This is a genomic window from Chryseobacterium sp. HNCC26DJ240 (assembly GCF_057180485.1).
The window spans coordinates 47,786-73,346 of the sequence record NZ_JBXUGK010000009.1; the positions used below are offsets into that span (position 1 = coordinate 47,786).

Here is a 25,561-nt window from a genome sequence, read left to right on the forward strand (position 1 = left end):
ACAATCACAAAAAACATTTATGAATCAGATTATTCCGTTTGACTTACAGATACATCACAGCCCTTATTTCAACTATACTTTTTGCTTAAACCAATATCCTTTTCTGCAGAGCATTGCTTTCAGAGACGTGACTGAAGATTTTGAAAATCTCAATCTTCAGATCACTTCATCTTTAGGTTTATTTCAAAAATACGATGTTTATATCGATAAAATCAAGGCAAATGCACTGTACAAAATCTCGCTTTTCAATTTTGTCTTTGATAATGCTTTGCTGAAAAGACTGACGGAAAAAGATTTAGATCAGATAAAAATTCAGGTTTTTAAAGACGGCGAATCGATTTATGAGAAAACTTTTAGCATCGAAGTGCTGCCGATGGATTATTTCGGTGGATTGCAGTCGTATCCGCAACTTTTGGCTTCGTATGTTCTTTCCAATACCACTTCGCTGTATAAACTCAAAGCCGATGCGATTAATATTTTGGCGAGAAATAAACTCACGCCGTCGTTTGAAGGGTATCAGCAGAAAAGCAAGGAAAGAGTTTTGCAGATGGTTTCGGCGGTTTACAAAGCCATTCAGAATCTGGATTTAATTTACAGTTCGATGCCTCCAAGTTTTGAAAAGAACGGACAAAGAATCAGACTTGTGGACACTGTTTTAGAAACAAAATTCGGAAACTGCATCGATATTTCACTTTTGTTTGCAGCTTGTCTGGAAGCAATTGATTTAAATCCAATTATCGTGGTAACGGAAGGTCATGCTTTTGTCGGAGTCTGGCTGGATGATCAGCGATTCGATGGAATGGTTAATTTTGATCAGGCGGCAATCTCCAAAAGAATAGCTTCGGGAATTAAAGAAATTGGTTTAATTGAATCGACCAGCCTTTGCCGAGGAACTCAAATTTCATTTAAAGATGCGATGAATTCTGCTGAAACCCAACTGATGGATTCGTCACGATTTCTGTTGTCATTAGACATTAAAAATGCACGGTCGGCGGGAATTTCACCTCTCCCACTTCTGAAAAATGAAACGGTAAAAACTCAGGATTTCAGTTCCGTTCAACATTCAACGAAACTCGATCAGGATTTTGATTTGGGAACCCAGTACCATGACCTCGAACTGACGGATTTTTCAAATTTAACCAAACAAAAAGTCTGGGAAAGAAAACTGCTCGATCTTTCGCTCAGAAACAACCTTCTGAATCTGCGCTTTACCAAAAGCATGCTCCAGCTGATTGACACGAAAATCAATGTGCTCGAAGACAGCCTCGCCGACGGAAAATCTTTCACCATTCATCCCGATAACAATCAGGCGGTTCTCAGAAAATACAGTCTGTATGGCGAACCTTTGCATCAGTCGCAGCCGCTTTTTAAAATGGCTCAGGATGAGTTTAAATACAACCGACTTCTCACCTATTACCATCAGGACGACCTCGACAATATTCTCACCAACCTGTACCGAAGTGCAAAACTTGCCGAAGAAGAGAACGGAAAAAGTACTTTGTATTTGGGAATTGGTTTATTGAAATGGTTTGAACCTAAAAATAAAGACATCCCAAGGCTCGCTCCTATTTTGCTGATTCCTGTCGAACTGTCGCGGAAGTCGGTGAATTCTAAATTTACGCTTCGAAGCCGCGAGGAGGAAACCATGATCAACATTACGTTGCTTGAATATTTAAAACAGGAATTCAAACTCAATATTAACAGCCTCGAAAATCTTCCGATGGACGAATCGGGCGTTGATGTTCCGAAAGTTCTGGCGATTATCAGAAATGCCGTCTTGAATCTTGAAGGCTGGGATGTTCTGGAGCAGTTGGTTTTGGGAATTTTCTCATTTAATAAATTAATTCTCTGGCAGGATATTTCAAAATATTCAGAAGAAATTCAAAAATCTTCGATTGTAAAAAGTCTGATTGACGGACGCTTGACAGGAACTTTGGAAAGCGTGGAAAATGACGCAGAAAGTCTTGAAAATATATCAGCATCTGAATTGGTTTTACCGATTTCGACCGATAATTCTCAGCTGAACGCCGTAAAAAATGCCAACCTCAACAAAAGTTTCATCCTACACGGTCCGCCCGGAACGGGAAAATCGCAGACGATTACCAACATCATCGCCGATGCTTTGTCGAATGATAAAAAAGTGCTTTTTGTTGCTGCTAAAAAAGCCGCTTTGGATGTCGTTCACAACCGTCTGGAAAACATCGGTCTGGGAGCATTTTGCCTTGAACTGCATTCCAACAAATCTAAAAAATCGGATGTTCTGAAACAGTTTGAAAGAACTTTGGAAGTTCCGAAATATAAAATCAATGCCGATTATCACGAGGAGGCAAAACGACTTGATGAACGTAGAAAAGAACTTGGAAAATATGTGAATGATCTGCATCAGAAATTCCCGATTGGCTGGAGTTTATTTGATACGATTGCCTTTCTGGAAAAAAATCACGTACAGGCCGATGAGCGTTTCCACATCAATTTTCCTTTGGAAAGTGCTGATGTGTTCAACTGGAATCAGTGGAAAGACTGGCTCATTCCGTTTGCATCGATTGTGCAGAAAATCGGGCAGCCTTCGCTTCATGCTTTACGGCCGATAAAAACTTCAAGTCATCAGTTTGAAAATAAAAATCTGATTCTCTCGGCGATTTCTCAGTTTAATGAAAAGAAAAATGAAGCCGAACAGATTAAAAAGCAGTTTCAGCTCGAGGAAGTTTCCAATGCGGACAGTGTGGAAATTCTTGAATTCTTAAAAGACAATCCTGTAAAATCCGGTTTGGTTGATTTGGTTTTTAATGAGAGTCAACTGAATTTATTTAAAAACTGGATGTCACAGCAGACACAGTTTCAGCAAATAGAAAGTCAGATTACTGCAAATTTTAATTCTTCCATTTTAAATATTGATTTTGCCTCACTAAAATTAATCTGGAATCAGGCGAAATACACTTGGTTTATTCCGAAATGGTTTAAACAGAGGAAAGTAAAGCAGCAACTCAACGGTTACGCCAAATCGGGAATTGAATCTGATGTGCAGATTGACGGACTTTTTGAGAAGCTTGAAAATTATCAGCAGCTTAAAAATCAACTTTCAAATCTTCATTATAAGGCAGTTTCACCGGTGACGAATCTTTATTTTAACGGAAATTCGTTTGACGTTTCTGCGATTGAGAAAGATTTAAAAACTATTGAAAATGCGAAAGATTTAGCCCAGAAAATTGCCATCAGAAATTTCCCTGAATGGCTGAAAGATTTTTCATTAAAACAAAACAACAGTCTGAATATTTCTGACCATGTTGAAAAGCTTAAAGAACTTTACGGTGCAGAAAACAATTTATTGAAATATGTAGACGAAATCCCTAATGAAGCCGATTTGCAGACAGTCGTACAGAATATTCATCAGCTGGAAGACTGGATTAATTTTAATGGTTTAAGAGAAAAAGCACAGGATTTAAACTTAAACTGGTTCATCAATTTCCTTGAAAAAGGCTGGCTTGACACAGAATCTTTGGAGCTAGAATTTGAAAAAATCATTCATCTGAATTTATTTATAAAAACCATTTACAGTTCGGGAACGTTGAATGGTTTTGATGCCAATATTTACGAATCTCAGATTCAGCAGTATAAAAATCTGCACAAAGAATTTACCGAACTGACCAAAAATCAGCTGACGATGAAACTCAGCGACCGGATCCCGAATTTTTCTCAGGAAGCTGTACAAAGCTCAGAAATTGGGATTTTGCAGAAAGCGATTCGCAATAAAGGCAGGGGTTTGTCCATCAGAAAACTGTTTGACCAAATTCCTACTTTAATTCCGAGGCTGAAACCGTGTATGTTGATGAGTCCGATTTCGGTGGCGCAGTATTTTGATGTGAACGAAGAGCATTTTGACTTGGTAATTTTCGATGAAGCTTCGCAGCTGCCGACTTCTGAGGCGGTCAGTGCTTTGGCGAGGGCAAAGCAGGCGATTATCGTGGGTGATCCGAAACAGATGCCACCGACAAGTTTCTTTGCTTCTCAAAAAGTGGATGAAGAAAATTTTGAGCTGGAAGATTTGGAAAGTATTCTTGATGATTGTTTAGCGCTTTCAATTCCTTCGAATTATTTGTTGAGGCATTACCGAAGCAAGCATGAAAGTCTGATTTCGTTCTCGAACGCTCATTTTTATGATAATAAATTGCTCACATTTCCGTCTCCGGATGATTTAAACCGAAAAGTGACGTTTGAATTTATCGCCGGATTTTACGACAAGGGAAAAACGAGAACGAACAAAAATGAGGCGGAAGCAATCATTGAATATATCAGAATTCATCTCGAAAATCAGAATAAAAAATCGATTGGTGTGGTGACTTTCAGCCAGACTCAGCAAAGTTTAATTGAAGATTTGCTGCAGAAATTATTTCAGGAAAATCCGCATCTGGAAGAATTTGTAATCAATTCTGAGGAACCGATTTTCATTAAAAATCTTGAAAATGTACAGGGTGACGAACGCGATATTATTCTGTTTTCGATTGGCTACGGACCCGATGAAGATGGCAAGGTTTCCATGAATTTTGGTCCGTTGAACCGTGACGGAGGCTGGAGACGACTGAATGTTGCCGTGACGAGAGCGCGTTATGAAATGAAAGTATTTTCTTCGTTGAAAGGCGACCAGATCGACATGAACAGAACCAGCTCGGAAGGCGTCTTAGGCTTAAAAAACTTCCTGAATTTCTCTGAAAAAGGTTTGGTGTATCAGAACTCAAATCAAACCGTCAGTCAGCAGAAACTGATGGTAAATGCTGTTGCGAAAACGCTTGAAGAGCATGGACTGAAAATCAAAACCAACATCGGAACTTCTGAATATAAAATCGATATTGGAATTATTGATCCTGAAAATGAAAGCGAATATCTTCTGGCGATTTTGCTGGACAGTGAAAATTATTTTAACATCCACACGACCAATGACCGTGAACTGCTCGTTCCGAATGTTCTGAAAGGTCTCGGCTGGAATGTTTTCAGGATCTGGACGTTGGACTGGATTAAAAATAAAGAGAAAATTGTTGAAAAAATTAAGGTCGAATTAGAAAAAATCAAAACTCAGGTTAAAGAAAAAAGGGAAGAGATTACCGAACTGAAAACTTCAGAAAAAATCTATCTGAGTGAGGTTGCAGAGGAAGAAAAACCTTCGAAAATGATTTCTTACGTTGCGGCAGATTTGAGTCCTGAAGTTAATGCCAACTCAGAATCGATTTATCATTTTGAAAACAGGCAGGCACTTTTAAGTCAGCTAAAAACCATCATTGATACAGAATCGCCGATCAGCCAGAATGCTTTGTTCAGGAAGATTCTCAAGCTTTGGAATACTTCGCGAGCCGGTGGAAAACTGAACACCTACCTTTTGGAAACTTTGGCTTCTATTCCGAATATTCAAACGACAGAAAGTTATCAAAAATTTTACTGGAGCGAAAATTTACAACCTCAAAATCTTGATTTTTACAGAGATAATTCTGCAGAAAAAAGGCTGATTGACGAGATTCCTCCGGAAGAAATTTCGGTAGCAATGATGGAATTGATGCATTCTAATTTAAGCCTGAATAAAGAGGAACTGGTTCGTGCCGTTTGCAAGACTTTTGGTTTTTCAAAAGTGGGCTCGCAGATTGATGCGGTGGTGAAGTTTTGTGTGGAGGATTTGATTGGGAAAGGGATGCTGAAGGAGGTTGATGGGAGGATTGGTTTGGGGTGAAAAACTCAAATTTACTAATATGGAAATTGATGACAAACTAAAAAACCTACGCGTCCAATTAAGACGTAATTCAAAGAAAATTATCGATGATGTTGTAAATCGTAATGTTTTGGGAAGTCAGAGTAAAACTAAATTTGAAAAAGAAATATGTGCTTTTTGTGCGAACACATCAAATTTAACCAAAGAACATGTAATTCCACGTTGGGTATTTGAAAACTGTACAAAGAAATTTTTTATAACCAATGTGAATGGCATTGAACAAACTTACAATAAAACAACTATTCCAGCTTGTGCAAATTGCAATAATAATTTGCTCGCCAATATATAAAGTGAAATCAATTCAATCCTGACAAGTACGAACTTAGCTGACTCTTTTTATAATTTAGAAGAAATACAAAACATAATCCGATGGCTGGAAATTATTGAATATAAATTTCAACTATTAGAATTTAGACGAAGTTTCAGGAAAGCAAGATCATCTGAATTTATTGAATACTTAAAAGATATTCCTCTTTCAGTTATGAGAGAAGAAATAGAATTTTCTCCTGAAAAGGCAATTAGTCAGCTAAGAAATGCGCAAAAAAGAGTTACTGTGAAATCCAAAATTAAGAACTTGAATTCTCTTGTAATTTTTAAAACGAAAAATAAAAGCTTCCACTTCTTTCATGGCATAAATGATTATATTTTTATTGAGTTACCAAAATTTCATGTTGCGCTATTTTATTTTTACTCACGTACTTTTGAAAATATTGAAAATGCAAAGGATGAAGCAATAAAAATAATTACGAAAGTTTATCATTAATAATTTAATAAAATCAAATGCCAGACAAAAACGAGAAAGAAAGACGCAGACAAATTCACAGAGAATTACAGGAAAAGGCCAAAATAGAATTTGAAAAAAATCTTCCGGTTTCCAGAGAAATTTTTCAAAATCTGTTTGATTTTCTGGATGAAAAACTTGAAGAGCATGACTGTGATGACAGTCTGAAACTATCGAAGCATTTTTTAGAAACAAATCACATCACAAACATCGAAGAGATTACAAATTGGTTAAAAGAAAACGGCGGTTTTTGCGATTGCGAAGTGCTTTATAACGTAGAAGAAAAATTTGAAAATTAGAATCGCAAGCATTCACAATTTGTATATTTGATAAAAACTATAATAAATCTAACCATGATGAAAACAAAATTTCCGGTTATTCTATTCATGCTGTGTTTCAGCTTTTCTTTTTCGCAAAGATTACTCACCTCGTGGAGTCAGCAAAATATTGAGAACTATACGAAGGAAATGTATGATGAAGCACAAAAACTATCATCATCTCAGCTTCTGGAAAAAAATCTACGCGATCAATACTGGAGCGAAGTATTTTTAACATTAAACGCTTCGGTAAATCATCATCTCACTGATACCGATTATCAAAAATCTTTAGTTCAGCAATTGACGGATACTTCAGAAACAAAACTGAAAGGAACAAGCCGGTTAATTATCTGGGACAGAATTTCAAACGGTGATATCACTTTTGAAGGGAAAGGATTGGAATTTCAAAACGATCTGTTTACCGTGGCAGGAAGAGCAAACCAGATTCTGCAAAGTCTTACCAAAAAAAACTATGGTTTTGTAAGTATGAATTCAGGTAAAAAAGAACTTGAAGAACTTAAAAATAAATGGCAAGCTTATTTTGATAAAAAAACGGTTGATGAATTTAAAACAACTATGCTGGAGAACTCTAAAATTCCGGAAATAAGCAGTTTATCTGCTGTAAAAGCATTGATCATTTCACTACAACCAAATGCTCAGAAAGATCAGATCACAAAAAGCTGTCTCAAAAGAATCTATAAATTGGATGAAATGCCAAAAGAAAAAGACTCTCCTGCGGCACTTTGTAATCCCGACAGGTATACATTTTCTTATCTGGCAATGCTTTTTGGTGACGAAAAGTCTGATGAATCAAAAAATGCGGAATGGTGGATGAAGTTTTGGAAGGAAAATCAAAACAGACTTACATGGAATTCAGCGAAAGGTCATTACGAGGTTAAAAAATAACTCCAATGAAAAACTACGATGACTTTGCAGATGCTGAACTTCAGAAGTTAATTCCGGTTCAGGAAAGATTTAAACAAGAATATGACCTTGACTCTTTTGCCAACTGGTTCTATGAAAGTGACGCTTCTATACTCAGATTGTACAATGAGGATGAGGATGAAATATTTTTCAGATATATTCCGATAGGAACTTTTTCATCAAATTCTCAAACGTGGATGTGGAGCTGGTTTAATAATTCATCTTTTGAACCCAATAAAAATGAAACGTTAAAAATCAAACAGTTTGGCGAGGAACATAACTACCAAAAACTGGTCGACGGAACTTTTGCGGGTGACAAATACGATGGTTGGCAATTTTTAGCTATTGGTATATCGATTCTTGGTGGAATTGGGGTTTATAAAGTCAATTCCGATAATCTTGATAAATATATGCTTCTAACAGAGATTATAGAAGATAAAAATTTATCGGAAATTAAAAAAATGAAACAAAAAACTGTGGATTGCGATAATCATGGATTCGGAAGACAAGCTTTTGTTTGCCAACATCTAAATACAAAAACTCCCAATGGTTTTGAAGAGGCATTTGAAACATATCATGGAATGGAACTTGACGAAGACGACGATTTTCAGGCATGGTGCGATGAATGCGAAAAAGTGAGATCAGAAAATAACGGCTGGGATGATGAAACAATGGAATTTGCAAAGATCAAATTGATTTGTGAAGATTGTTACTTCAGTTTAAAAGAGTTTAACAAAAAACAATAACTATGAAAAAAGCACTATCACTTTTAGCCCTCTCAATATTCTCCATCAGTTTTTCACAAAAAATCGCAGACCGTTACCAATCTTCCCAACCGCAGGATCAGTCTATACCGCCACCGCCAAGAGTAGCTTTTCCGGCTCAGTTTCCCAATGGAAATAAAGCGTTTTTGAAAATGATTGACCAAAACATCAACAAAAATAATTTGAAAAATTTGGGAAGCACTTTGAATACTGAAATCATTTTAAAGATAGACCAACAGGGAAATGTTCTCAATATTTCTACTTACGGAAAAAATGAAATTTTCAACAAAGAAATAAGAGCCGCCGCCACAAAATCAACTCAGGATGTAAAATGGACTGCCGGAAAAAATAACAAGGGAGAGAAAGTAATTGATATTGTGAAGATTCCGTATCGATTTAAGAACCTCTAATTTATTTTAAATTCAAGTCATCATTGTTTGCATCCATGTCTAAGAACATCATGAAAAATACGATTATCCTAATTTTAGTTTTTCTTTCAATTTCTGTTTTTTCTCAGAGCAAAAATCAACAAGAAAACTTTATAGATGCCGCAGAATCAAAATGTCTCGATAAAAAAGATATTTCTAATGCTGAAATACGAAACTGCACCATAAAAGCAACCCAATCCTGGGATAACGAACTGAATAAATATTATAATCTTTTAAAAAGTAAACTCCCTAAAGAAACTTTTGAAGCCTTAAAAGAATCTCAAAAACAATGGATGATTTACAGAGATAAAGAATATTTGTTGATTTCTAAATTTTACTTTGAATTGAAAGAAGGAACTATGTGGTACACGATTGCAGAAAATAAGAAAAAAGAAATCGTAAAAAGCAGAGCTTTGGAACTGCAAATGTATTTTGAAAATTTAGAATATTAATTTTCAAATTTATTTAGCAAAAGCTATCAATTCTATAATCTCATGAAAAAAGCAGCAACTATAGTTCTCATTATTCTGATTCTTCTGCCCATGTTATTTTATTTGAATCCTTTTACATGGGGAATGCGAAGAGTTCCTCATTACGAAGCATCACGAAAAACTAACAGTTTGCTTTATGATTTAAATAAAAAATACAAATATCAAATAGAAATTGGTGACGTAACCGATACACTTTGGTATTTCAGGGATTTAAAACATAAAAAAGTTACAAAACTTGAAAATTTTGAGCTTATGCTGAATATAGACAATGACTCTCTTCCTGATTTGAAGAATCTCAAAAATTATGTGACGGATTTCAATTTAAATTTTGAACATAAAAAGTATTTTGATTCTTTAAATGTTGTTGTCAATTACGATTCAATTATCTATAAAACTAAAATACAATGAGATTAAAAAAGATCTATAAATATCAGCTGATCCTGTTAATCTTCATTATTGTTTTTGGAATTCAGCACTATTATTTTCAAAATTTTAATTTTGAATGGATGTATTATGAAAAAATATTGAATTCGGTTTTTCTTCTTTCGATTTTCACGGTTCTCTTTTCTTTAATTTTTTTGATTTTTGGAAGCATAAAAACCATCAACAGAAAAAAGACAATCGAAATTGAGAAAACGTATCTGATTACCAATATTATTCTTTACTATTTTGCTGTCTGGATAAGTTTGTATCTTTTAAGTCAGATAAGAGGTTAAAATTATTTTTTAGTTTATGAAAACAAAATCGTTGCTATTTTTATTATCACTTTTATTTCTCTTAATAGCTTGTGAATCTGCCTTCATTGTTACTTCAAAAAACGTCAAGCATGGCGGAGCAAATAAAAACATTAATCTCTATGCTTTTGTTGGGAAGAAAATCTCTGTAACAGAATTTGATCCAAATGAAAATCAAGAAGATGTACCGACGAACAATTATGAAATTGATGAAGAAACGGGAGACACTCTTAAAATAGTAAAGAAAAGTTATGTAATGGACAGAGCTTTTAAATGCAGATACAAAGTAGTTAGACAAATGTTTAACTATCTTAAAACCGATACTGTAGAATTTATTGCCTACGATCATTATGGAACTCCGGGATTTGCAGAAAGAGATACTGTTATTCTCTACTTATCAAAAAGTAAAGATGGAAGTCATTATTTTCATCAGAAATATCAGTACGATAACGTTTACATAAACAAGAAAGGACATTATTACAGTTATCCAAAATTTAATGGAAGCGAAAGTCCTGAGACACTTGAAAATATGACAGGTTTTGATAAAACGTTCAGTGAAGAAAAGTATCATGTTTCACAACTGAATCTTGATGCCATAAAAAAGTATTATCCGCCAAAATTTTATAAGATTGAAAATAATTTTGCGATTCCTATAAAAGGTATTTATCTCTATCAACTGATCAATTATAGATTGGTTACAACTTTTAAAGACCTTTAAAAATGATTATCTGAATTAAATTTTCAGTCTAAATTTCTATAACCATGAACAATATTTACGAACCAAAATTTGTAAAACAACTATTCAATCAGATGTCTGGTTCGTACGAAAGAATGAATTACATTACTTCGTTTGGTTTCTCGATTCGCTGGAGAAGACAGTTTCTCAACAAATTGGGGAAATCTGAGCAAAATTTAAATGTAATCGATTTGCTTTCAGGATTAGGTGAAAACTGGACTTACCTCAAACAAAACTTTCCCAACTCTACTTTTTCAGCATTAGATTTTTCTGAGGAAATGATTTTACAATCAAAAAACAAAGGAAATAAAGTTTTTAAAAATCAGCTGAATCTGCTTTGTGAAGACATTCTTCAGAGTAATTTAGAATCAGATTCTTTTGATATTATTTCCTGTGCTTATGGTTTGAAAACATTTAATAATGAACAATTGGAAATTCTCGCCAAACAAATTTCAAGAATTCTAAAACCCAATGGAAAATTCAGTTTTGTGGAAGTTTCAAAACCTAAAAACAAGATTTTGTATTTTCCATACAAATTGTATTTAAGCAAAATAATTCCTGTTTTGGGTAAATTATTTTTAGGAAACCCAAACGATTATAAAATGCTTTGGATTTACACCGAAAATTTTGAAAACTGCGAGAGAGTAAAGGAAATATTTCAGAAAAATAATCTCAATGTGCAATCAGAAAGTTATTTCTACGGTTGTGCAACCGGAATTTATGGTACAAAATCATAATCATTCAAGTTAAAAAATCACAAACAAGAGACCAATAAAACTAAATTTTACTTACCTTAGTTTTCACAAATAATTAACGATGAAATCATTTCTACAAATCATTCTTTTACTTGGCTGCCACTTCGTTTTTGCTCAAAACCTGCAGACAACATCAGAAAATCAACTCAAATCAGACTCTGTTAAAACGTCTTTAAATAAAAGTATTGTAAAAGCAGAATCAAAAAATATTGAAAATGATAAAGTTCCAAATGATAAAAAATCAGATTCTAACAAATCTCTTGCTGAGCAGGATTTTGACAAAGAAATCAGAGCTATTTTAGACTATCGCGTGAACCGTGTTTTGCGTGAAGATTTGTTTTGCCTGATTTGCGAAGTCGGCTTTGATAAAGGGCAACTTGCTTAAAATATTCAATTATGAAAATTTTCACATTTTGTTTCCTGCTATTATTTTTACAGAACTGCACGAAAAAGCAAACAAAGAGAATAAATTTTAATCAGTTTACTATTGAAATACCAAACGGTTGGAAAGAAATAAAAATTTCTGGAATAGACAGTGAAATCGGAGCTATTGTTACAGAAGAAAATGACACTATTCATTTCGATTACGGTTCTTACTCAAATTCTTTGGAAGAAAAAATTGTCATATATGACAGGAAATTTTTGAAAACGATTTTAGCAGAACATCCTGATACCGATACTTCTGAGATGATAATTGTTTCAGACATAAGTAAGGTAAATCAGGAAGATTTTAAAATCAATAAAAACCATTTCGAAAGCATATCGGGATATAATGCCAAAATTGTTAGTCCTAAAAAATCAGGGAACGGTCTTACTGGAATTTACATCGATAGTTTAGGTACATCTTCAATTGGAAAAAGCAAGTTTAATCTTTACGGTTTAGATCTAAATACAAAAAGTCATAAAGAACTATTGACCGCTATTAAAACGATAAAATTTAAAAAATAATTACTTCAATTTCACAATTTCACCTTTGTCAAAATCAATCTCAAAATGGTTAGAAGTATCTCCAGAAGAAAGTTTTTCTAAAATCTTAAAAAAAGTTTTAAGCTGATTTAAAAATTGATCTTTTGTCTGCAATTTCTTAAAATTATCCTGTAAAATTTTATATTGTGAAAGTCTTTTTTCTGAAATATCTTTCCTTGCTAATTCATCCGCAGACTGAAGTTGATATAAATTGATTAAAACCTCATCAAACGTCCATTTTCTAAACTTTTTTGACTGAATTTTTTCCGATTTTTTTTGATTTCCTAAGCTTAAATTCAGCAAATCTTCGCCATTTAATTTTGATGCTTTTTCAATAAAATCTTTTGGCCATTCCGAAGGAACAAATCTCAATCGAACCAATTCTTTCAAATGAAAAGCTGTAAAATCTTTATAATTTTTAGTTTTTAAAATTTCCTTATTCCAAATTTCCTTTGAGTTTTTCTTTTTCAAAAATTCATACTCTTTCTCATACAAAGGAAAAAGCTCATCAAATCTCGCAACTTTATCAATGGTAACCGTTTCTACATCGAACTGAGTTTTGGAATTCACCGTCAGAATTTTATATCCCGGAATATACGCCGCCAAAGAAGGAACCTGAATATTCACCAACATTTTCCCGTCTTCAAACTTTTTTATTCCGGTGTCATTGATGTGCATGTGACCGGCAAAATGAAGCCTCAAACCTGCTTTTGCAAACAATTCTGCTACTTCATCTTTCGGAACTCTGTCCATTTGCCACTCATTTTTTCCCAACAGATTCTGAATATCTTCAGAAGCACCATCATTGTAATCCAAAATCGGATAATGGGTAAATGCAATCAGGGTTTTTCCATTTTTTTCTGCTTGTTCAGAAATCTTTTTCACCCATGAAAACAAATGCTTTTTGTGGGTTAAAACATTATTATAACCGATAGAAGCTCCTTTGTAATTGCTTTCATCAGTAGGATTTCCGTTTAGATTTTTGGGAATGTAAGTGTTTCCATCAATAACCAAAAGCCAGATTCCTTTTACCGGTTCGACAACATAAGAAAAATCGGGAACCGAAAAACCAGGACTCACTTCATACATTCTCTGCGAATATTCAGCGTCTTTCTGAACATTCTTAAACGAATAATTCTGATAATCATCTTTACTGAAAGGTGTTTGCCAAAACAAATCTCTTGCTGATGGTGCAAAGCCAAAATTCTTCAGTTCATTCAGAATTTCCAAATAACCCGACATCGCAATATCTTCGGTTACAATCGCTTCTGAATTTTTGTTTTTAATTAAATCTTTCGAACTTACAATGGTTAATTCATCGCCATTTTCATTCATAAAATCAGTCTTTCCGCCTTCTTTCAAAAACGGACCGACCGGATCATGATTTCCTGTTGTGATTAAAAAACGAATGCCATATTTTTTCTCATAATCGTCTAAAATCTTTTTTAAACCTCGCAGATTATAGGCTTGTCCGTCATCTGTATAATCTCCCGGAAGTGCAACAATTTTAATATTTCTTTTGGCAATATCATCTAAAGCTGCAAGAAATGCAAAGTAATTTTCATTAAAAATCCTTGTAGAATGCAATTGAGAATCCATCGTTCTGAGAATGGTTTTCTTACCTGTTTTTGGGTTTGCAATTCCTTTAAAATCTAAATCTGAAAATTCACCATACAAATCCTGAAAATGTACGTCAGCCAAAAATGCTATCTGCACAGGTTTTTGTTGTGCATAAATCTTAAAACAACTTAAAAATAAAACTGAGAACAGATATTTTAAAAATATTTTCAAACCGACAATTTTTTTAATTTTTAATGAAAAGAAATCTCACGCAGATTTTATAGATAAAGCAAATTAAAAAATCTGCGTGAGTAAACTTATTTCAGTTTCAATGCTGAAAGAATTTTATGGAAAATTTCATTGTTTTGATAAACTCCCGTGAAAGTTTCAGATTTCGGACCATATGAAAACACAGGAATTAAAGTGGCTGAGTGATCGTCTGTTGTAAAATCTCCTTCAATCGTGCTTGTCGCCATATCCCCATGCGGAATACTGAAACCGCCCGTTTCGTGATCAGCTGTAATAACAACCAGCGTTCCCGGATTCTGGTCTGCAAACTGAATTGCTTTCGTTATTGCTCTGTCGAAATCAATTCCTTCTGTTACGATGGTTCCAACGTTATTGGCGTGACCACCACTGTCGATTTGTGCAGCTTCAACCATCATAAAGAATGGTTTTTTCTTGTTATTTAAAAATTGCAAACCACTTTCTACTGTTTCTGCCAGAAGATTTCCACGACCTTTCAAAACTTGTGGAACACCATTTTCTGATATATAAAAAGCTGCTTTTTCAGCTTTACTTTCTGCTAATTCCTTAGGATTATTTGCCAGCTTAAAATCATGTAAACCCGAAACTTTAGATTTTCCTCCAGCTGCAAAAAAAGTGAGTTTTGATTTCGTTAAATCCTGTGCAATTTCTTTTTCCATACCGCGGTCTTTTTGGTGGGCATAAAATGCGGAAGGTGTGGCACCAACGATTTCGTCTGTTGTTATAATTCCTGTATTGAAGCCTTTTTCAGATAAAACTTCGGTCATATTTGGAATCGGTTTTCCATCCGAGTCTACGCCGATAAATCTGTTTTTGGTTTTCTTTCCGGTGGCAAAAGCACTTGCTCCAGCTGCAGAATCTGTGGTAAAATTATCGGTTGCTGTGGTTTTAATTAAACCAATATTTTTAAGCTGCGTTAAAGTAAGCTGACCTTTATTTGCCAAAACCGAAGATGAAATTTGAGATAAACCATTTCCGTCGCCAATTAATAAAATCACATTTTTTACGGGAACATTTTTATTTTCATACAAAAATTTAGGCTGATAAACTTCGCTGTACAATGTATTTTTGAATGTTCTTAAATCTAATTTTGCAATATATTCTGCGCATTCTTTCGGGTGATCTGTGTTGATAAAATCTACACCGGCATGTGCAAAAAACTCCCATGAAGTTTTCCCATCGGGAATCGCCCAAAAACGGAATGGTTTGTTGAAAGACTTTGCTTTTTTAATCACTTCATTTACTTTCGGTAAATCATCTTCCGTTAAACCTCCTTTTCCGTTCCAGACTGAATAGGCTTTAAAATTCAGGCTTAAAAGAGCGACCTTTTTCCATTGTTCCGGAGTGAGATTTTCTAAAGACTGATAATCAAACCGGATAAAATCTGGATATGAAGTAAATTTTTCCGTTGCAGGTTTGTTTCCGGAAATCACGAAACTGATATTTTTCTGAGCCGTAATCTTGGGATATTTTGAAATTTCAGCAACTACTTTCTTCAAAGTTGATTCGCCATCTGTTTTTAAATCGATTAAAATCTGAATAGGTTGATCTTTAATAATTCCTAAATCAAGTGCTTTTTCGATAGATTTAAGATACAGGTTGTCGAAAGTTCTTTCTTTTTGAATATTTTTCTGTTCGTGAGATACAAACAGTTCATTATTTACAAGATAGACATCAGCTTCAATGGAAGTTGCGCCCGCTCCCAAGGCATACCAGAACGGAACTTTCTGTTCGTAATCGTTATGAGAATGCGCCATCGGTTTCTGTGCAAAAGCCAGACTTGCTGCAGAAAAAGCGATGGCAAAACTTATTTTTTTTATTGTGGAAATCATTTTTGAGGTTGAGGTTAAGGTTGAGGTTGATGTAAAAAAAATTAAACAGTTTCAAAATTTTAAAGATTATATCTAATATATCGCTGTATCATCGCTCTATGATCGCTCTATGATCGCTGTATGCTCAGCAAACCGCTACATTTTAGAGAAAAAAATTAAACAGGTGTATTTATTTTACTTTTTCAGCTGGGAAAAATCCTGTCTGGGTTATTTTTAAAACTGCTGATTAATCTTGAGAAAGTTTCTCGTTTCTTACAGTTACTTTAGAGAGACACCCGATTTCTTCAGGGCTTCTACCAATTTATGGTAAATGGTATTGTTGGGATAAACTCCTGAAAACAGTTCTTCTCCTTTTCCCATTGAAAAAACAGGAACTAATGCCGCAGTGTGCTGACTGTCAATAAAATTAACCTGTACTTTATCTTTTACTTCTTTCATTTTCCCGGTTGCGGAATCTTTTTCCATGAACTTTCCGATGCTTGCGCCGCCAGTTTCGTGATCGGCAGTTACTACCAATAAAGTATTGGGATTCTTTTTAATAAATTCCATCACGACACCAATGGTTTTATCGAAATCAAGCACTTCTTTTACCATCATTTCAGCGTTGGTTGCATGACCACCCCAATCGATGAAAGAACCTTCTACCATTAAAAAAAATGGCTTATTTTCCTGAGTAAAATAATCTAATGCTATTTGAGTCGCTTCCGGAAGAAAATCTTTTCTACCCTGAATTTTATTGGGTAATTCATCCTGAGCCATTAAATATAGATTTCTCTTTCCAGAAACCGGTTTTGAAAGCGAAACTGTATCGATTCTATAATTCTTTTTCAGTAAATCTTTCAGAAGATTTTTTTTATCTTTTCTTTTATTAAAAAACTTTAAACCACCTCCTGCAGCAAAATCAACATCAGATTTAATAAAATCCAGAGCGATATCTTCATGCCAATCACGGTCTTTGATATGGGCATAATACGAAGCTGGTGTTGCGTGCGTAATACTCGTTAAACTCACCAAGCCTGTTTTGTAGCCTTTATCCTGAAGCTGTTCCAGAATTGTAGGAATTGCCAGAGAATCTTTATCGACTCCAATGGCTCTTTTATAGGTTTTCTGTCCTGTTGACAAAGCTGTGGCTCCTGCTGCAGAATCTGTAATCCTATCGCTTGTAGATGAAGTTTCAGAAAGACCTACATATTTAAATTGTTGAAAATTGGGTTCACCTTCTCCAAAATAGAATGCAGAAGTGACTTGTGAAACTCCCATTCCGTCACCAATCATAAAAATGACATTGATGGGTTTCTGAGTTTGAGCATTTGTAAGTGATTCAAAAAGAAGCATAAAAACAACTGCGAACACCCTTACATTGAGACTTTTACATAGATAATTCATAATGATTATTTTTTTGATAATTATTTATTGTCAAAAACAACGGGCAAAATTAAGGAGAATAGAGACACAAAAAAGCAGAGTTAATATTAACAAATTCAATGTTAATGGCACATTGATTCATTTACAATTATTTAAGTCAATGTTAATAATATTAAGTTTACGTAAATTTAATTTTTCGCAACATAATTCACATTTTATTAATTTTTAAAAAGGGTTAGTTAACGGTAAATTAACGGAAGTCGGTGTTTTTTGAGGCTAATTTTGCACGAAAATAAAAAGGAATGAAGCGTATTTATCTCGTGCCAACTGTTTTGATGGGCTGTGTAAGCTTAACATTTGCACAAAAAAAAGAATCCGACACCATAAAGGGTGATAAACTTACAGATATTGAAGAAGTCGTAATGGTAGGTTATGGTTCTCAGAAAAAATCTGATGTAACCGGAGCTGTAGGTTCTGTAAAGAGTGAAGACTTCAACAAAGGTTTGGTTGCGAATGCAGGGCAGTTACTTCAAGGTAAAGTTGCCGGGGTGAACGTAGCAAATGTAAGTGGAGAGCCTGGAGCTAATCAAAATATCGTGATTCGTGGGGTTGGAAGTTTGCGTTCCGGAACTACTCCATTGTATGTAATTGATGGTTTTGTAATCGACAACAGCAATACAGGAGTTGCCAACAACCCTATGAATTTCATCAATCCACAAGATATTGAATCAATGGATGTATTGAAAGATGCTTCCGCAGCAGCAATCTACGGAGCAAGAGGAGCAAATGGAGTTATTGTAATCACTACTAAAAAGGGTAAAAAAGGAAGAACTCAGATGAATCTTTCGTCTAATCTTACCATTTCAAACCTTGCCAACAAGATGGATGTCTTCAGTGCAGACGAATTCAGAAGACAGGTTGCTGCCATGGGAGCAAAAGTTGACGACATGGGCGGAAATACCGATTGGCAGGACGAGCTTACCAGAACAGCAGTTTCTAAAACAGTAAATTTCTCAGCTGCAGGAGCTACAGATACTTCCAACTATTTTGCCGCTTTAGGATACGAAGATCAGGAAGGTATTTTGTACAACAGTAATCTGAGAAGATATACAGGACGTGTAAATGTTTCTCAAAAAGCATTTGATGGCAGAGTAAATATCGACTTCAACCTAAACGGAACCAGAACAGAAAACAACAGACCGAGTGTTTCAAGTATGGTTTCTACAATGCTTACATTGAATCCTACATATCCTGCTTTTACAAACGGTTCGCCAACGACAGTCTTCAATAACGGAGCGTTCAACCCATTGATCCGTCAGCAGATTTATAAAGACTTTACAAGCAACAACAGAATTTTAGCCAACATCTCTCCTTCGGTGGAAATCATTAAAGGTTTAACTTATAAAATGAACTTAGGGATTGATTACTCTTCGGCAGACAGAGTGGTACAAAATACGCCACATGCAATTCCTTTAGAAGTTGGAACTTTAAATTTAAATTATTTCACCAACAACAATACCCTTATTGAGAATACTTTAACGTACAAATTTGGTTTAGACCGTCACGATTTTAATGTAATGGCGGGACACTCTTATCAAAAACTGTATTTGGTAGCCAGAAGCTGGGATTATTCGGTATTCCCGAACAATGGGATTGAGCCACAGCACCAAATTGGTGCTGCCAATAAAAACAATACCACTTCTTCATCTATCGCCAACAGAAACGAACTACAGTCTTGGTTTGGTAGAGTAAACTATGGTTTTGACAATAAATATTTATTAACGGCAACGTTGAGAGCCGATGGTTCTTCGAAATTTGGTGAAAACAACCGTTACGGAATTTTCCCATCGGTAGCTGCAGGTTGGAATATCAGCAAAGAATCTTTCCTTCAAGATGTAGATGCCATCAGTAATTTGAAACTGAGAGCAAGCTGGGGTAAAACAGGAAATCAGGAAATCCCAAGTAAAATCACGAAAAAAAGCTATAAATCTGCTTCAGATGGAACCGGACAGGCAACCTACCCGATGGACGACAGTGGAAACTATCCTGTGGGAATTTATTTGGTAAGAGCTAACAACCCGGATCTTCAGTGGGAAGTTACAACGCAGACCAACATTGGTTTGGATTTCGGATTCTTCAACAACAGATTGACGGGAGCTGTAGATTTCTTTAAAAAAGTTTCAAACGATATTCTATTAGAAATCAGTCCTGAAGATCCAATCGAACCGGCAGAAACCATGTGGAAAAACATTCCCGACATGAGCATCAACAACACAGGTCTTGAATTTGCCATCAACTACGACAGCAAGAGAAACAGTGATTTCACTTACAGCATCGGCGGTAACATGTCTTTCATTAAAAATGAAGTAAAAGACTCTCCATACAAAGTGATTTCAACCGGGGAAGCCCAAGGGCCTGGAACTACCAACGCTGTAATCAACGGATATCTAAACGGACAGCCTATCGGAACTTTCTACGTACGAGATTTCCAGGGATTGAATGCTAACGGAACTAACATTTTCAGAGATGTAGACGGTGACGGACAAATCACAGACAACGACAGAATTGCTGCGGGAAGTGCTTTGCCAGATTTCACTTATAACATTAACCTTAAGGCTGCTTACAAAAATTTTGATTTAGGATTAAACTTCAATGGTGTTGCAGGAAACATGATTTATAACAACACCGCTTCTACTCTATTTACAAGAGGTAGATTAGGACTTTCTCAGAACACAACCAATGCAGCAACTCAATTTGCCAATGAAAGTGCAAACAATACGAACGTTATTTCTACAAGATATTTAGAAAAAGGAGATTTCTTCAGGTTAAACAACGCAACGTTAGGCTATAATTTAGACCCAAAAATTATCGGAATCGGTGAGCACATCAGAAACATCAGATTTACGGTAACGGCTCAAAATTTATTTGTGATTACCAAATATTCCGGGTTTGATCCGGAAATCAACACCGGTATTTCTCAGGGTGGAATTCAGTCTTTCGGAATCGATTATGCAACTTATCCAAAAGCAAGAAGCTTTGTATTCGGTGTAAACGTAGCATTTTAATTAATTATTCTAAAAAAATTACCAATGAAAAATAAATTCTTTATCACGATATTAGGTTTAAGCGCACTTGTAGCGACAGGATGTACAGACCTTTCAGAAGAAATCATCGACGAATCGATGGATGCAACTACAGAAAATCTTACTATTGGTGTAATGGCACCGGCCTACGGGCCACTTACTGATGCATTTACCCATACTAAAAATTATGGTTTACAGTTAATCAGTTCAGATCAGGGAATTTTACCTCCAAGAGGAAGCGGAAACGACTGGTACGATGGTGGAAAATACATCGAGCTAAAACAGCACAACACCACAACCACCAACGTTGTCGTAAGAGACACATGGAATGCTTTTACATTAATGCTTTCGAGAACCGTTACTGCAATCGAGAGATTACAGCCATTGGCAGCCACAAATCCTGAAGCAGCAAAAGGTTTATCTGAAATGAGAGCCCTGAGAGCTTATTACAACATGTTGATGCTTGACAACTGGGGGATTGCCTTTAAAAAAGATGCAGCAAGTACCCCTTCAATAATTTTAAGAAGACAGGAAGCTATTTCATACATTGAAAGTGAATTTTTAGCTGTTGTAAATGATTTAGACAATACAAAAGGTCCGGGAAGAGTTTCTCAGGCTGCCGTAAACGGATTTTTAGCACAGCTTTATCTTAATGCAGCAGTTTACAGAGATCCTTACGGAACTCCAACATTTGCTTCAGCAGATATGGATAAAGTAATTGAATACACCAACAAAGTAATCAATACAGGTGCATTCACTTTATCACCGGAATATTTTGCGATTTTTGATGACAACAACCACTCCAACAAGGAGTTGATTTTTGCGATTGATCAGCGTCAGGATTTAACAACGTCTCACAACAGATTAGGCTATTGGTCACTTTCAGGAAGCCAGTATCCTTTGGCAGCTTTCCCGAAAGCAAACGGAACAGATGGTCCTGCAATCACACCAGAATTTTACCAAACTTGGGTTCAGGCAAATGGAAGTATAGATCCTGCTCAGGCAGATGCAAGATTTTATAAAGAAAACTTTACTGTACCAGCAGATAAAAAGGATTTAACTGGAATTTCTCCGGCTAATGATAATGATCATTATTTTTTAGTAAATGGTTCTACGTACGAAATCAACAGAGGAATTCAGAGAGGAATTCAATGGGGATTGAGAAATTCTGCCAACGGACAGCCTTTCAAAACCGATAATGGACTATATAAAATTTATCCGATGATTGAGCAGAGAGACGGTTTCACAAAATATGTAAATCACGTTTTGGAAGTTGATTTGGAAGATCCAACGCACAAAGATTATGCAGACGGATACAGAGTTTCAAAATATCAGTTTTCAAGAACTTCAGATACCGGTAGAAACAGAGGAAATGCTGACATCGTACTACTCCGTTTAGCTGATATTTATCTGATGAGAGCAGAAGCTCAATTAAGAAAAGGAAATACCGGAGCAGCTTTGGCTGATGTTAATTTGGTAAGAGCGTCAAGAACAGCTAGACCTGCCGTTACTCCAGCACCTTTAGCTTCAATTACTTTGAATACATTGTACAGAGAAAGAGGTTTTGAGTTTTACTGGGAATATTCCAGAAGAACAGACATGATCAGATTTGGTCATTACGAAGACACCTACACCTCAAAAACCAACACTGATGTAAGAAAAAGACTGTTCCCAATTCCTCAGTCAGCAATCGACGGAGCATCCAGTTCACCAGGCTATCTTGTTCAGAACGAAGGGTACTAAACTTTATTTTTACTAATTTCTATACTTCAGAAACAGCTCGCGGATTTATTCTGCGGGCTGTTTTGTTGGTGAGGTTAAGTTTAAGGTTAAGGCTGAGGATTAATATTCAAAATTTTACATTTAAGATTCTTGTGGGTGTAAATGATTTAAAATATGAGGTTGCCTTAATGAATATCTTCAGATATTTCCTCAAGGAAACTTAATAACTTATATATCTTAATGGTTTAAAAAGTTTGGGGTAAATCTTTTGCTTTTTTATCACTAAGGGCACAAATATTTTTCACAAGGGACACTAAAACTTGTGTTCATTGTGAAATTCCTTGTGTCCCTGGTGGTTAAGAATATGCTAACGAAATAGTGGATTTTCAATTTTTAAAACCCTGAAACATTTAATCTTTATTCTTTCGATTTAAAATCAGGAAAATTGCTCCTGCAGCCAATGCTCCCACAGCAATCAGTTTTGTTTTTTTGGTGATTTTCGGGAGGGCAGATTCTCCGTAAATTCTCATCGGACCGGACGAAGGAGAGAAAAGATTCCCTATGGTTTCTTTATTTTTATCCGGCTTCATCATCATTCGCAATACACCGAAACTTAGAGAATTGAAGATACCCGGGAAAAACTTATAAAATTTAGTCATGGCGAAAGGCGAAAAGCCAGGGTACACATGTACTTTAGGGTTTTTAGCGGTCTTTACCATATAGCCAGCCAGCTCCCTCGGATCCTGAGCTCCGGGTGGCGCTTTAAAATCCAACCCTGAAAATTTTGCTGAATGTGAATTTCCCGTCGATTGCTGCATTCCCGGATAGAGAGCACAAACATGAATATCTGGGAATTCTGAAGTTTCACCCTGTAAGGTTTCCACCATACCCCGAATTCCGTATTTTGATGCAGAATAGGCCGTTCCGTAAGGTGTAGGCATCCACCCTCCGATGGAAATATTGTTGATGAGAATTCCGTCTGTCTGTTTTTTAAATATCGGCAAAACAGCATGAGCTCCGTGTAAATAACCAAGCAAATTGGTTTTGATGATTTGATCTACAGCATCTGCAGGCATATCTTCAAATTTACCTGTAGCCATAACTCCGGCATTATTTACCCAAATATCAATTCTTCCATTAAATTGAAGGGCTTTTTCGGCTAAGTTTTTCACTTCTTCTGCAACAGTAACATCTGTTTTTACTGCTAAAGCTACAACTCCCAAATCATGAAGCAGCGAGACAGTATCGTCCAAACCTTTTTCACCTCGTGCAGCGATGACTACGTTGCAACCTTCTAAAGCAAAAGCTTCGGCTGCGGCACGTCCTACTCCACTCGATCCACCGGTGATGACAACGGTTTTTCCTTTTAAACTTTTATCGTTTAATATCTGATTTTCCATAATAAATAATTGTGATGTTGGTTTTAAACTAAACAAATAACATGCAAAAGGAGGCTTGGGAAAAATTACTTTTTGAAAGTGATTTTACAGAAAAGCAAAACCATGTTTAAAACTGCAGCAAATGCATTAGACAGAATGATTGGCAACTCATCTTTTTTGACACCGTACCAAACCCAAAGCGAAAGCCCGGAAATTAAAATAATGAGCATCAAAGCGGAAAGATCATCCGTGTTTTTAGTTTTAAAAACCTTGATAACCTGCGGAACTGAAGCGATGCTTGTGAGCGCTCCTGCGATAAGACCTAAAGTATTTTCATCCACTTTACGAAATTTTGAATAAAATTATTTTTGATTCTTTAGCCTACATGCGTCTGCATTGCAATTTTATTCAGTTCACATTTAAGACAACCTAAAAGAAATTCAGTGTAATACAACTGTGCATTTACAGATTCGGTTCGTGGATGTAATTCTAAAATTTTGGTTAAGATAATCTCGCCTTTGTAAGCAAAACTGAAATAGGCAAAAGTTTTAAAATCAGAAACTTCCGAAGGTTGAGAATATCCTGTAATACCTACTCCCCAATCTGTTCCGAAAACTTCAGCGATTTTGAGAGCCATCTCCTCGGCAATTTTCTCAGAGACTAATTCTTTATAAGTCATACGATCAATAGCAACTTTCAAAAGATCTTTTTTCTGGGTTTTATCATAAACCGTCAAGCCACCTTTGAAAACTTTAGACGCATCATGAATCTGGGAGAAAGAAAACTGTAAAAATCCGGCGGTAACGCTTTCTGCAACGGCAATTGTTTCACCTGCTTCCGAAAGACACTGCCCGATATTCTGTAAAAGGCTTTTCTGGAGTTCCATGCTATATTATTTTGTGATTTGGTAAAGTCACAAAATCAAAAAGAATGCCCGAAGAAGTAATTTGTGGGTGATGTGGTATTTAAAGATGAATTAAATTTAAACTAAAGCAAAAAACGCTCTAAAGAAAAGGTTTGGCTTTTGTTTTTTGTGAAGAAGCTTCTGCAATCTGAGCAATTCTGTTGTGCCTCGTTTCGGGGCGTTTTGCACTGATGACCCAATACAACATCATTTTTCTGACTGATTTGCTTAAACTGAAAAAATATTCCCTGGCACCATCAAATTGATCCAAAGCTGATTCCAGATCATCGGGAATAATAAGCTCTTCCACCTCATCAAGACTCGTCCATGAGCCATTTTCCTTTGCAATTTCTATAGATTTAAATCCTGCGGGAGTCATCAGGTTCTGCTCAATCAGCTTTTCAATTTTTTCTTTATTGATTTTAGACCATGTACTTTTAGCTTTTCTCTTGCTGAAAAACTGATGGGAAGTATGTTCATCCACTTTAATTTTCTTACTGTCAATCCACCCAAAACACAGCGCAACATCTACAGATTCGCTCCACGTAATCGATTTTTTGTCTGATGATTTTTTATGAAAAACCATCCACACAGAATCTTCCGAAACATGATTTTTCTCTAACCAATTTCGCCATTCTGAAACTGTTTCAGCGTAAAAAACTTGTGGCTTGTTTTCTGACATTGTTTTTAAGTTTAAATCTGAATTTTGTTTTAAAATTAAAGTAATTTAAATTAAAAAAATCCATCCTTTTAAAATTGATTTATTTCAAAAACAAAAAACCCTAACACATTATTAATAAA

23 protein-coding genes are annotated in these 25,561 nt (G+C 35.4%); 16 read left to right on the top strand and 7 right to left on the bottom strand.

The window, feature by feature from the left end:
- Nucleotides 1-19 precede the first annotated feature (19 nt).
- The 14 genes from AC2A1G_RS17900 to AC2A1G_RS17965 all read left to right on the top strand — a co-directional run bounded on the left by AC2A1G_RS17900 (nucleotide 20) and on the right by AC2A1G_RS17965 (nucleotide 12,630).
- Complete coding sequence (locus tag AC2A1G_RS17900; protein WP_484048259.1) at nucleotides 20-5,713, top strand: DUF3320 domain-containing protein; 5,694 nt, start codon at nucleotides 20-22, stop codon at nucleotides 5,711-5,713.
- Between the two features lie 19 nt (nucleotides 5,714-5,732).
- Nucleotides 5,733-6,041, top strand: a complete 309-nt coding sequence (locus AC2A1G_RS17905; RefSeq protein ID WP_484048260.1) for a hypothetical protein — start codon at nucleotides 5,733-5,735, stop codon at nucleotides 6,039-6,041.
- Nucleotides 6,042-6,233: 192 nt separating this feature from the next.
- A complete protein-coding gene (locus AC2A1G_RS17910) occupies nucleotides 6,234-6,515 on the top strand; it encodes a hypothetical protein (protein ID WP_484048261.1) in 282 nt (93 codons plus the stop codon).
- 17 nt (nucleotides 6,516-6,532) lie between these two features.
- The gene (locus AC2A1G_RS17915; RefSeq protein ID WP_484048262.1) at nucleotides 6,533-6,832 is read left to right on the top strand and encodes a DUF2695 domain-containing protein; all 300 of its coding nucleotides are present in this window, start codon (nucleotides 6,533-6,535) and stop codon (nucleotides 6,830-6,832) included.
- A 57-nt stretch (nucleotides 6,833-6,889) separates the two neighbouring features.
- Entirely contained in the window at nucleotides 6,890-7,756 is an 867-nt protein-coding gene (locus AC2A1G_RS17920; protein WP_484048263.1) for a hypothetical protein, read from the top strand.
- 5 nt (nucleotides 7,757-7,761) lie between these two features.
- On the top strand, nucleotides 7,762-8,520 hold the full coding sequence (locus tag AC2A1G_RS17925; protein WP_484048264.1) for a DUF6882 domain-containing protein: 759 nt from the start codon (nucleotides 7,762-7,764) through the stop codon (nucleotides 8,518-8,520).
- A gap of 2 nt (nucleotides 8,521-8,522) precedes the next feature.
- Nucleotides 8,523-8,948, top strand: coding sequence for a hypothetical protein (locus tag AC2A1G_RS17930; RefSeq protein ID WP_484048265.1), 426 nt, complete (start codon nucleotides 8,523-8,525; stop codon nucleotides 8,946-8,948).
- A 35-nt stretch (nucleotides 8,949-8,983) separates the two neighbouring features.
- On the top strand, nucleotides 8,984-9,418 hold the full coding sequence (locus AC2A1G_RS17935) for a lysozyme inhibitor LprI family protein (protein WP_484048266.1): 435 nt from the start codon (nucleotides 8,984-8,986) through the stop codon (nucleotides 9,416-9,418).
- 42 nt (nucleotides 9,419-9,460) lie between these two features.
- Nucleotides 9,461-9,865 (top strand): hypothetical protein, encoded by a 405-nt coding sequence (locus AC2A1G_RS17940; protein WP_484048267.1) that lies wholly within the window; start codon nucleotides 9,461-9,463, stop codon nucleotides 9,863-9,865.
- Nucleotides 9,862-10,173, top strand: a complete 312-nt coding sequence (locus AC2A1G_RS17945; RefSeq protein WP_484048268.1) for a hypothetical protein — start codon at nucleotides 9,862-9,864, stop codon at nucleotides 10,171-10,173. The genes AC2A1G_RS17940 and AC2A1G_RS17945 overlap by 4 nt, the downstream gene beginning before the upstream one ends.
- A 16-nt stretch (nucleotides 10,174-10,189) precedes the next feature.
- Nucleotides 10,190-10,909, top strand: coding sequence for a hypothetical protein (locus tag AC2A1G_RS17950; RefSeq protein ID WP_484048269.1), 720 nt, complete (start codon nucleotides 10,190-10,192; stop codon nucleotides 10,907-10,909).
- A 44-nt stretch (nucleotides 10,910-10,953) separates the two neighbouring features.
- Nucleotides 10,954-11,664 carry a class I SAM-dependent methyltransferase gene (locus AC2A1G_RS17955; RefSeq protein ID WP_484048270.1) on the top strand — a complete coding sequence of 237 codons (711 nt, stop codon included), beginning with the start codon at nucleotides 10,954-10,956 and terminating at the stop codon, nucleotides 11,662-11,664.
- A 79-nt stretch (nucleotides 11,665-11,743) separates the two neighbouring features.
- Nucleotides 11,744-12,067: a hypothetical protein gene (locus AC2A1G_RS17960; protein WP_484048271.1), complete on the top strand. Its 324-nt coding sequence runs from the start codon at nucleotides 11,744-11,746 to the stop codon at nucleotides 12,065-12,067.
- 11 nt (nucleotides 12,068-12,078) lie between these two features.
- Nucleotides 12,079-12,630 (top strand): hypothetical protein, encoded by a 552-nt coding sequence (locus AC2A1G_RS17965; RefSeq protein ID WP_484048272.1) that lies wholly within the window; start codon nucleotides 12,079-12,081, stop codon nucleotides 12,628-12,630.
- Here the strand turns inward: AC2A1G_RS17965 and AC2A1G_RS17970 are convergent, their stop codons facing one another.
- The 3 genes from AC2A1G_RS17970 to AC2A1G_RS17980 form a co-directional block, all read right to left on the bottom strand.
- The gene (locus tag AC2A1G_RS17970; protein ID WP_484048273.1) at nucleotides 12,631-14,364 is read right to left on the bottom strand and encodes a metallophosphoesterase family protein; all 1,734 of its coding nucleotides are present in this window, start codon (nucleotides 14,362-14,364) and stop codon (nucleotides 12,631-12,633) included.
- A gap of 161 nt (nucleotides 14,365-14,525) precedes the next feature.
- Nucleotides 14,526-16,307 carry an alkaline phosphatase gene (locus tag AC2A1G_RS17975; protein ID WP_484048274.1) on the bottom strand — a complete coding sequence of 594 codons (1,782 nt, stop codon included), beginning with the start codon at nucleotides 16,305-16,307 and terminating at the stop codon, nucleotides 14,526-14,528.
- Between the two features lie 258 nt (nucleotides 16,308-16,565).
- A complete protein-coding gene (locus AC2A1G_RS17980; protein ID WP_484048275.1) occupies nucleotides 16,566-17,693 on the bottom strand; it encodes an alkaline phosphatase in 1,128 nt (375 codons plus the stop codon).
- A 281-nt stretch (nucleotides 17,694-17,974) separates the two neighbouring features.
- Here AC2A1G_RS17980 and AC2A1G_RS17985 point away from each other — a divergent pair, with 281 nt between their 5' ends.
- Complete coding sequence (locus AC2A1G_RS17985) at nucleotides 17,975-20,737, top strand: SusC/RagA family TonB-linked outer membrane protein (RefSeq protein ID WP_484048276.1); 2,763 nt, start codon at nucleotides 17,975-17,977, stop codon at nucleotides 20,735-20,737.
- A 24-nt stretch (nucleotides 20,738-20,761) separates the two neighbouring features.
- Nucleotides 20,762-22,498 carry a RagB/SusD family nutrient uptake outer membrane protein gene (locus tag AC2A1G_RS17990; RefSeq protein WP_484048277.1) on the top strand — a complete coding sequence of 579 codons (1,737 nt, stop codon included), beginning with the start codon at nucleotides 20,762-20,764 and terminating at the stop codon, nucleotides 22,496-22,498.
- Nucleotides 22,499-22,887: 389 nt separating this feature from the next.
- Here the strand turns inward: AC2A1G_RS17990 and AC2A1G_RS17995 are convergent, their stop codons facing one another.
- From AC2A1G_RS17995 to AC2A1G_RS18010, 4 genes are all read right to left on the bottom strand, one after another.
- Entirely contained in the window at nucleotides 22,888-23,877 is a 990-nt protein-coding gene (locus AC2A1G_RS17995; protein ID WP_484048278.1) for an SDR family oxidoreductase, read from the bottom strand.
- A 65-nt stretch (nucleotides 23,878-23,942) separates the two neighbouring features.
- Nucleotides 23,943-24,197, bottom strand: a complete 255-nt coding sequence (locus AC2A1G_RS18000) for a SemiSWEET transporter (RefSeq protein ID WP_484048279.1) — start codon at nucleotides 24,195-24,197, stop codon at nucleotides 23,943-23,945.
- A 35-nt stretch (nucleotides 24,198-24,232) separates the two neighbouring features.
- Nucleotides 24,233-24,742 (bottom strand): CinA family protein, encoded by a 510-nt coding sequence (locus AC2A1G_RS18005; protein WP_484048280.1) that lies wholly within the window; start codon nucleotides 24,740-24,742, stop codon nucleotides 24,233-24,235.
- A 118-nt stretch (nucleotides 24,743-24,860) separates the two neighbouring features.
- On the bottom strand, nucleotides 24,861-25,442 hold the full coding sequence (locus tag AC2A1G_RS18010; RefSeq protein WP_484048281.1) for a YdeI/OmpD-associated family protein: 582 nt from the start codon (nucleotides 25,440-25,442) through the stop codon (nucleotides 24,861-24,863).
- Between the last annotated feature and the right edge of the window lie 119 nt (nucleotides 25,443-25,561).

Excerpts from the sequence above, each read along its gene's own strand:
- AC2A1G_RS17920 (WP_484048263.1), top strand. The coding sequence starts at position 6,890 with ATGAAAACAAAATTTCCGGTTATTCTATTCATGCTGTGTTTCAGCTTT.
- AC2A1G_RS17935 (WP_484048266.1), top strand. The coding sequence starts at position 8,984 with ATGTCTAAGAACATCATGAAAAATACGATTATCCTAATTTTAGTTTTT.
- AC2A1G_RS17945 (WP_484048268.1), top strand. The coding sequence starts at position 9,862 with ATGAGATTAAAAAAGATCTATAAATATCAGCTGATCCTGTTAATCTTC.
- AC2A1G_RS17940 (WP_484048267.1), top strand. The coding sequence starts at position 9,461 with ATGAAAAAAGCAGCAACTATAGTTCTCATTATTCTGATTCTTCTGCCC.
- AC2A1G_RS17905 (WP_484048260.1), top strand. The coding sequence starts at position 5,733 with ATGGAAATTGATGACAAACTAAAAAACCTACGCGTCCAATTAAGACGT.
- AC2A1G_RS17950 (WP_484048269.1), top strand. The coding sequence starts at position 10,190 with ATGAAAACAAAATCGTTGCTATTTTTATTATCACTTTTATTTCTCTTA.
- AC2A1G_RS17925 (WP_484048264.1), top strand. The coding sequence starts at position 7,762 with ATGAAAAACTACGATGACTTTGCAGATGCTGAACTTCAGAAGTTAATT.
- AC2A1G_RS17990 (WP_484048277.1), top strand. The coding sequence starts at position 20,762 with ATGAAAAATAAATTCTTTATCACGATATTAGGTTTAAGCGCACTTGTA.
- AC2A1G_RS18010 (WP_484048281.1), bottom strand. The coding sequence starts at position 25,442 with ATGTCAGAAAACAAGCCACAAGTTTTTTACGCTGAAACAGTTTCAGAA.
- AC2A1G_RS17965 (WP_484048272.1), top strand. The coding sequence starts at position 12,079 with ATGAAAATTTTCACATTTTGTTTCCTGCTATTATTTTTACAGAACTGC.
- AC2A1G_RS18005 (WP_484048280.1), bottom strand. The coding sequence starts at position 24,742 with ATGGAACTCCAGAAAAGCCTTTTACAGAATATCGGGCAGTGTCTTTCG.
- AC2A1G_RS17910 (WP_484048261.1), top strand. The coding sequence starts at position 6,234 with ATGAGAGAAGAAATAGAATTTTCTCCTGAAAAGGCAATTAGTCAGCTA.
- AC2A1G_RS17980 (WP_484048275.1), bottom strand. The coding sequence starts at position 17,693 with ATGAATTATCTATGTAAAAGTCTCAATGTAAGGGTGTTCGCAGTTGTT.
- AC2A1G_RS17960 (WP_484048271.1), top strand. The coding sequence starts at position 11,744 with ATGAAATCATTTCTACAAATCATTCTTTTACTTGGCTGCCACTTCGTT.
- AC2A1G_RS17900 (WP_484048259.1), top strand. The coding sequence starts at position 20 with ATGAATCAGATTATTCCGTTTGACTTACAGATACATCACAGCCCTTAT.
- AC2A1G_RS17995 (WP_484048278.1), bottom strand. The coding sequence starts at position 23,877 with ATGGAAAATCAGATATTAAACGATAAAAGTTTAAAAGGAAAAACCGTT.
- AC2A1G_RS17975 (WP_484048274.1), bottom strand. The coding sequence starts at position 16,307 with ATGATTTCCACAATAAAAAAAATAAGTTTTGCCATCGCTTTTTCTGCA.
- AC2A1G_RS17955 (WP_484048270.1), top strand. The coding sequence starts at position 10,954 with ATGAACAATATTTACGAACCAAAATTTGTAAAACAACTATTCAATCAG.
- AC2A1G_RS17915 (WP_484048262.1), top strand. The coding sequence starts at position 6,533 with ATGCCAGACAAAAACGAGAAAGAAAGACGCAGACAAATTCACAGAGAA.
- AC2A1G_RS17930 (WP_484048265.1), top strand. The coding sequence starts at position 8,523 with ATGAAAAAAGCACTATCACTTTTAGCCCTCTCAATATTCTCCATCAGT.
- AC2A1G_RS17985 (WP_484048276.1), top strand. The coding sequence starts at position 17,975 with ATGAAGCGTATTTATCTCGTGCCAACTGTTTTGATGGGCTGTGTAAGC.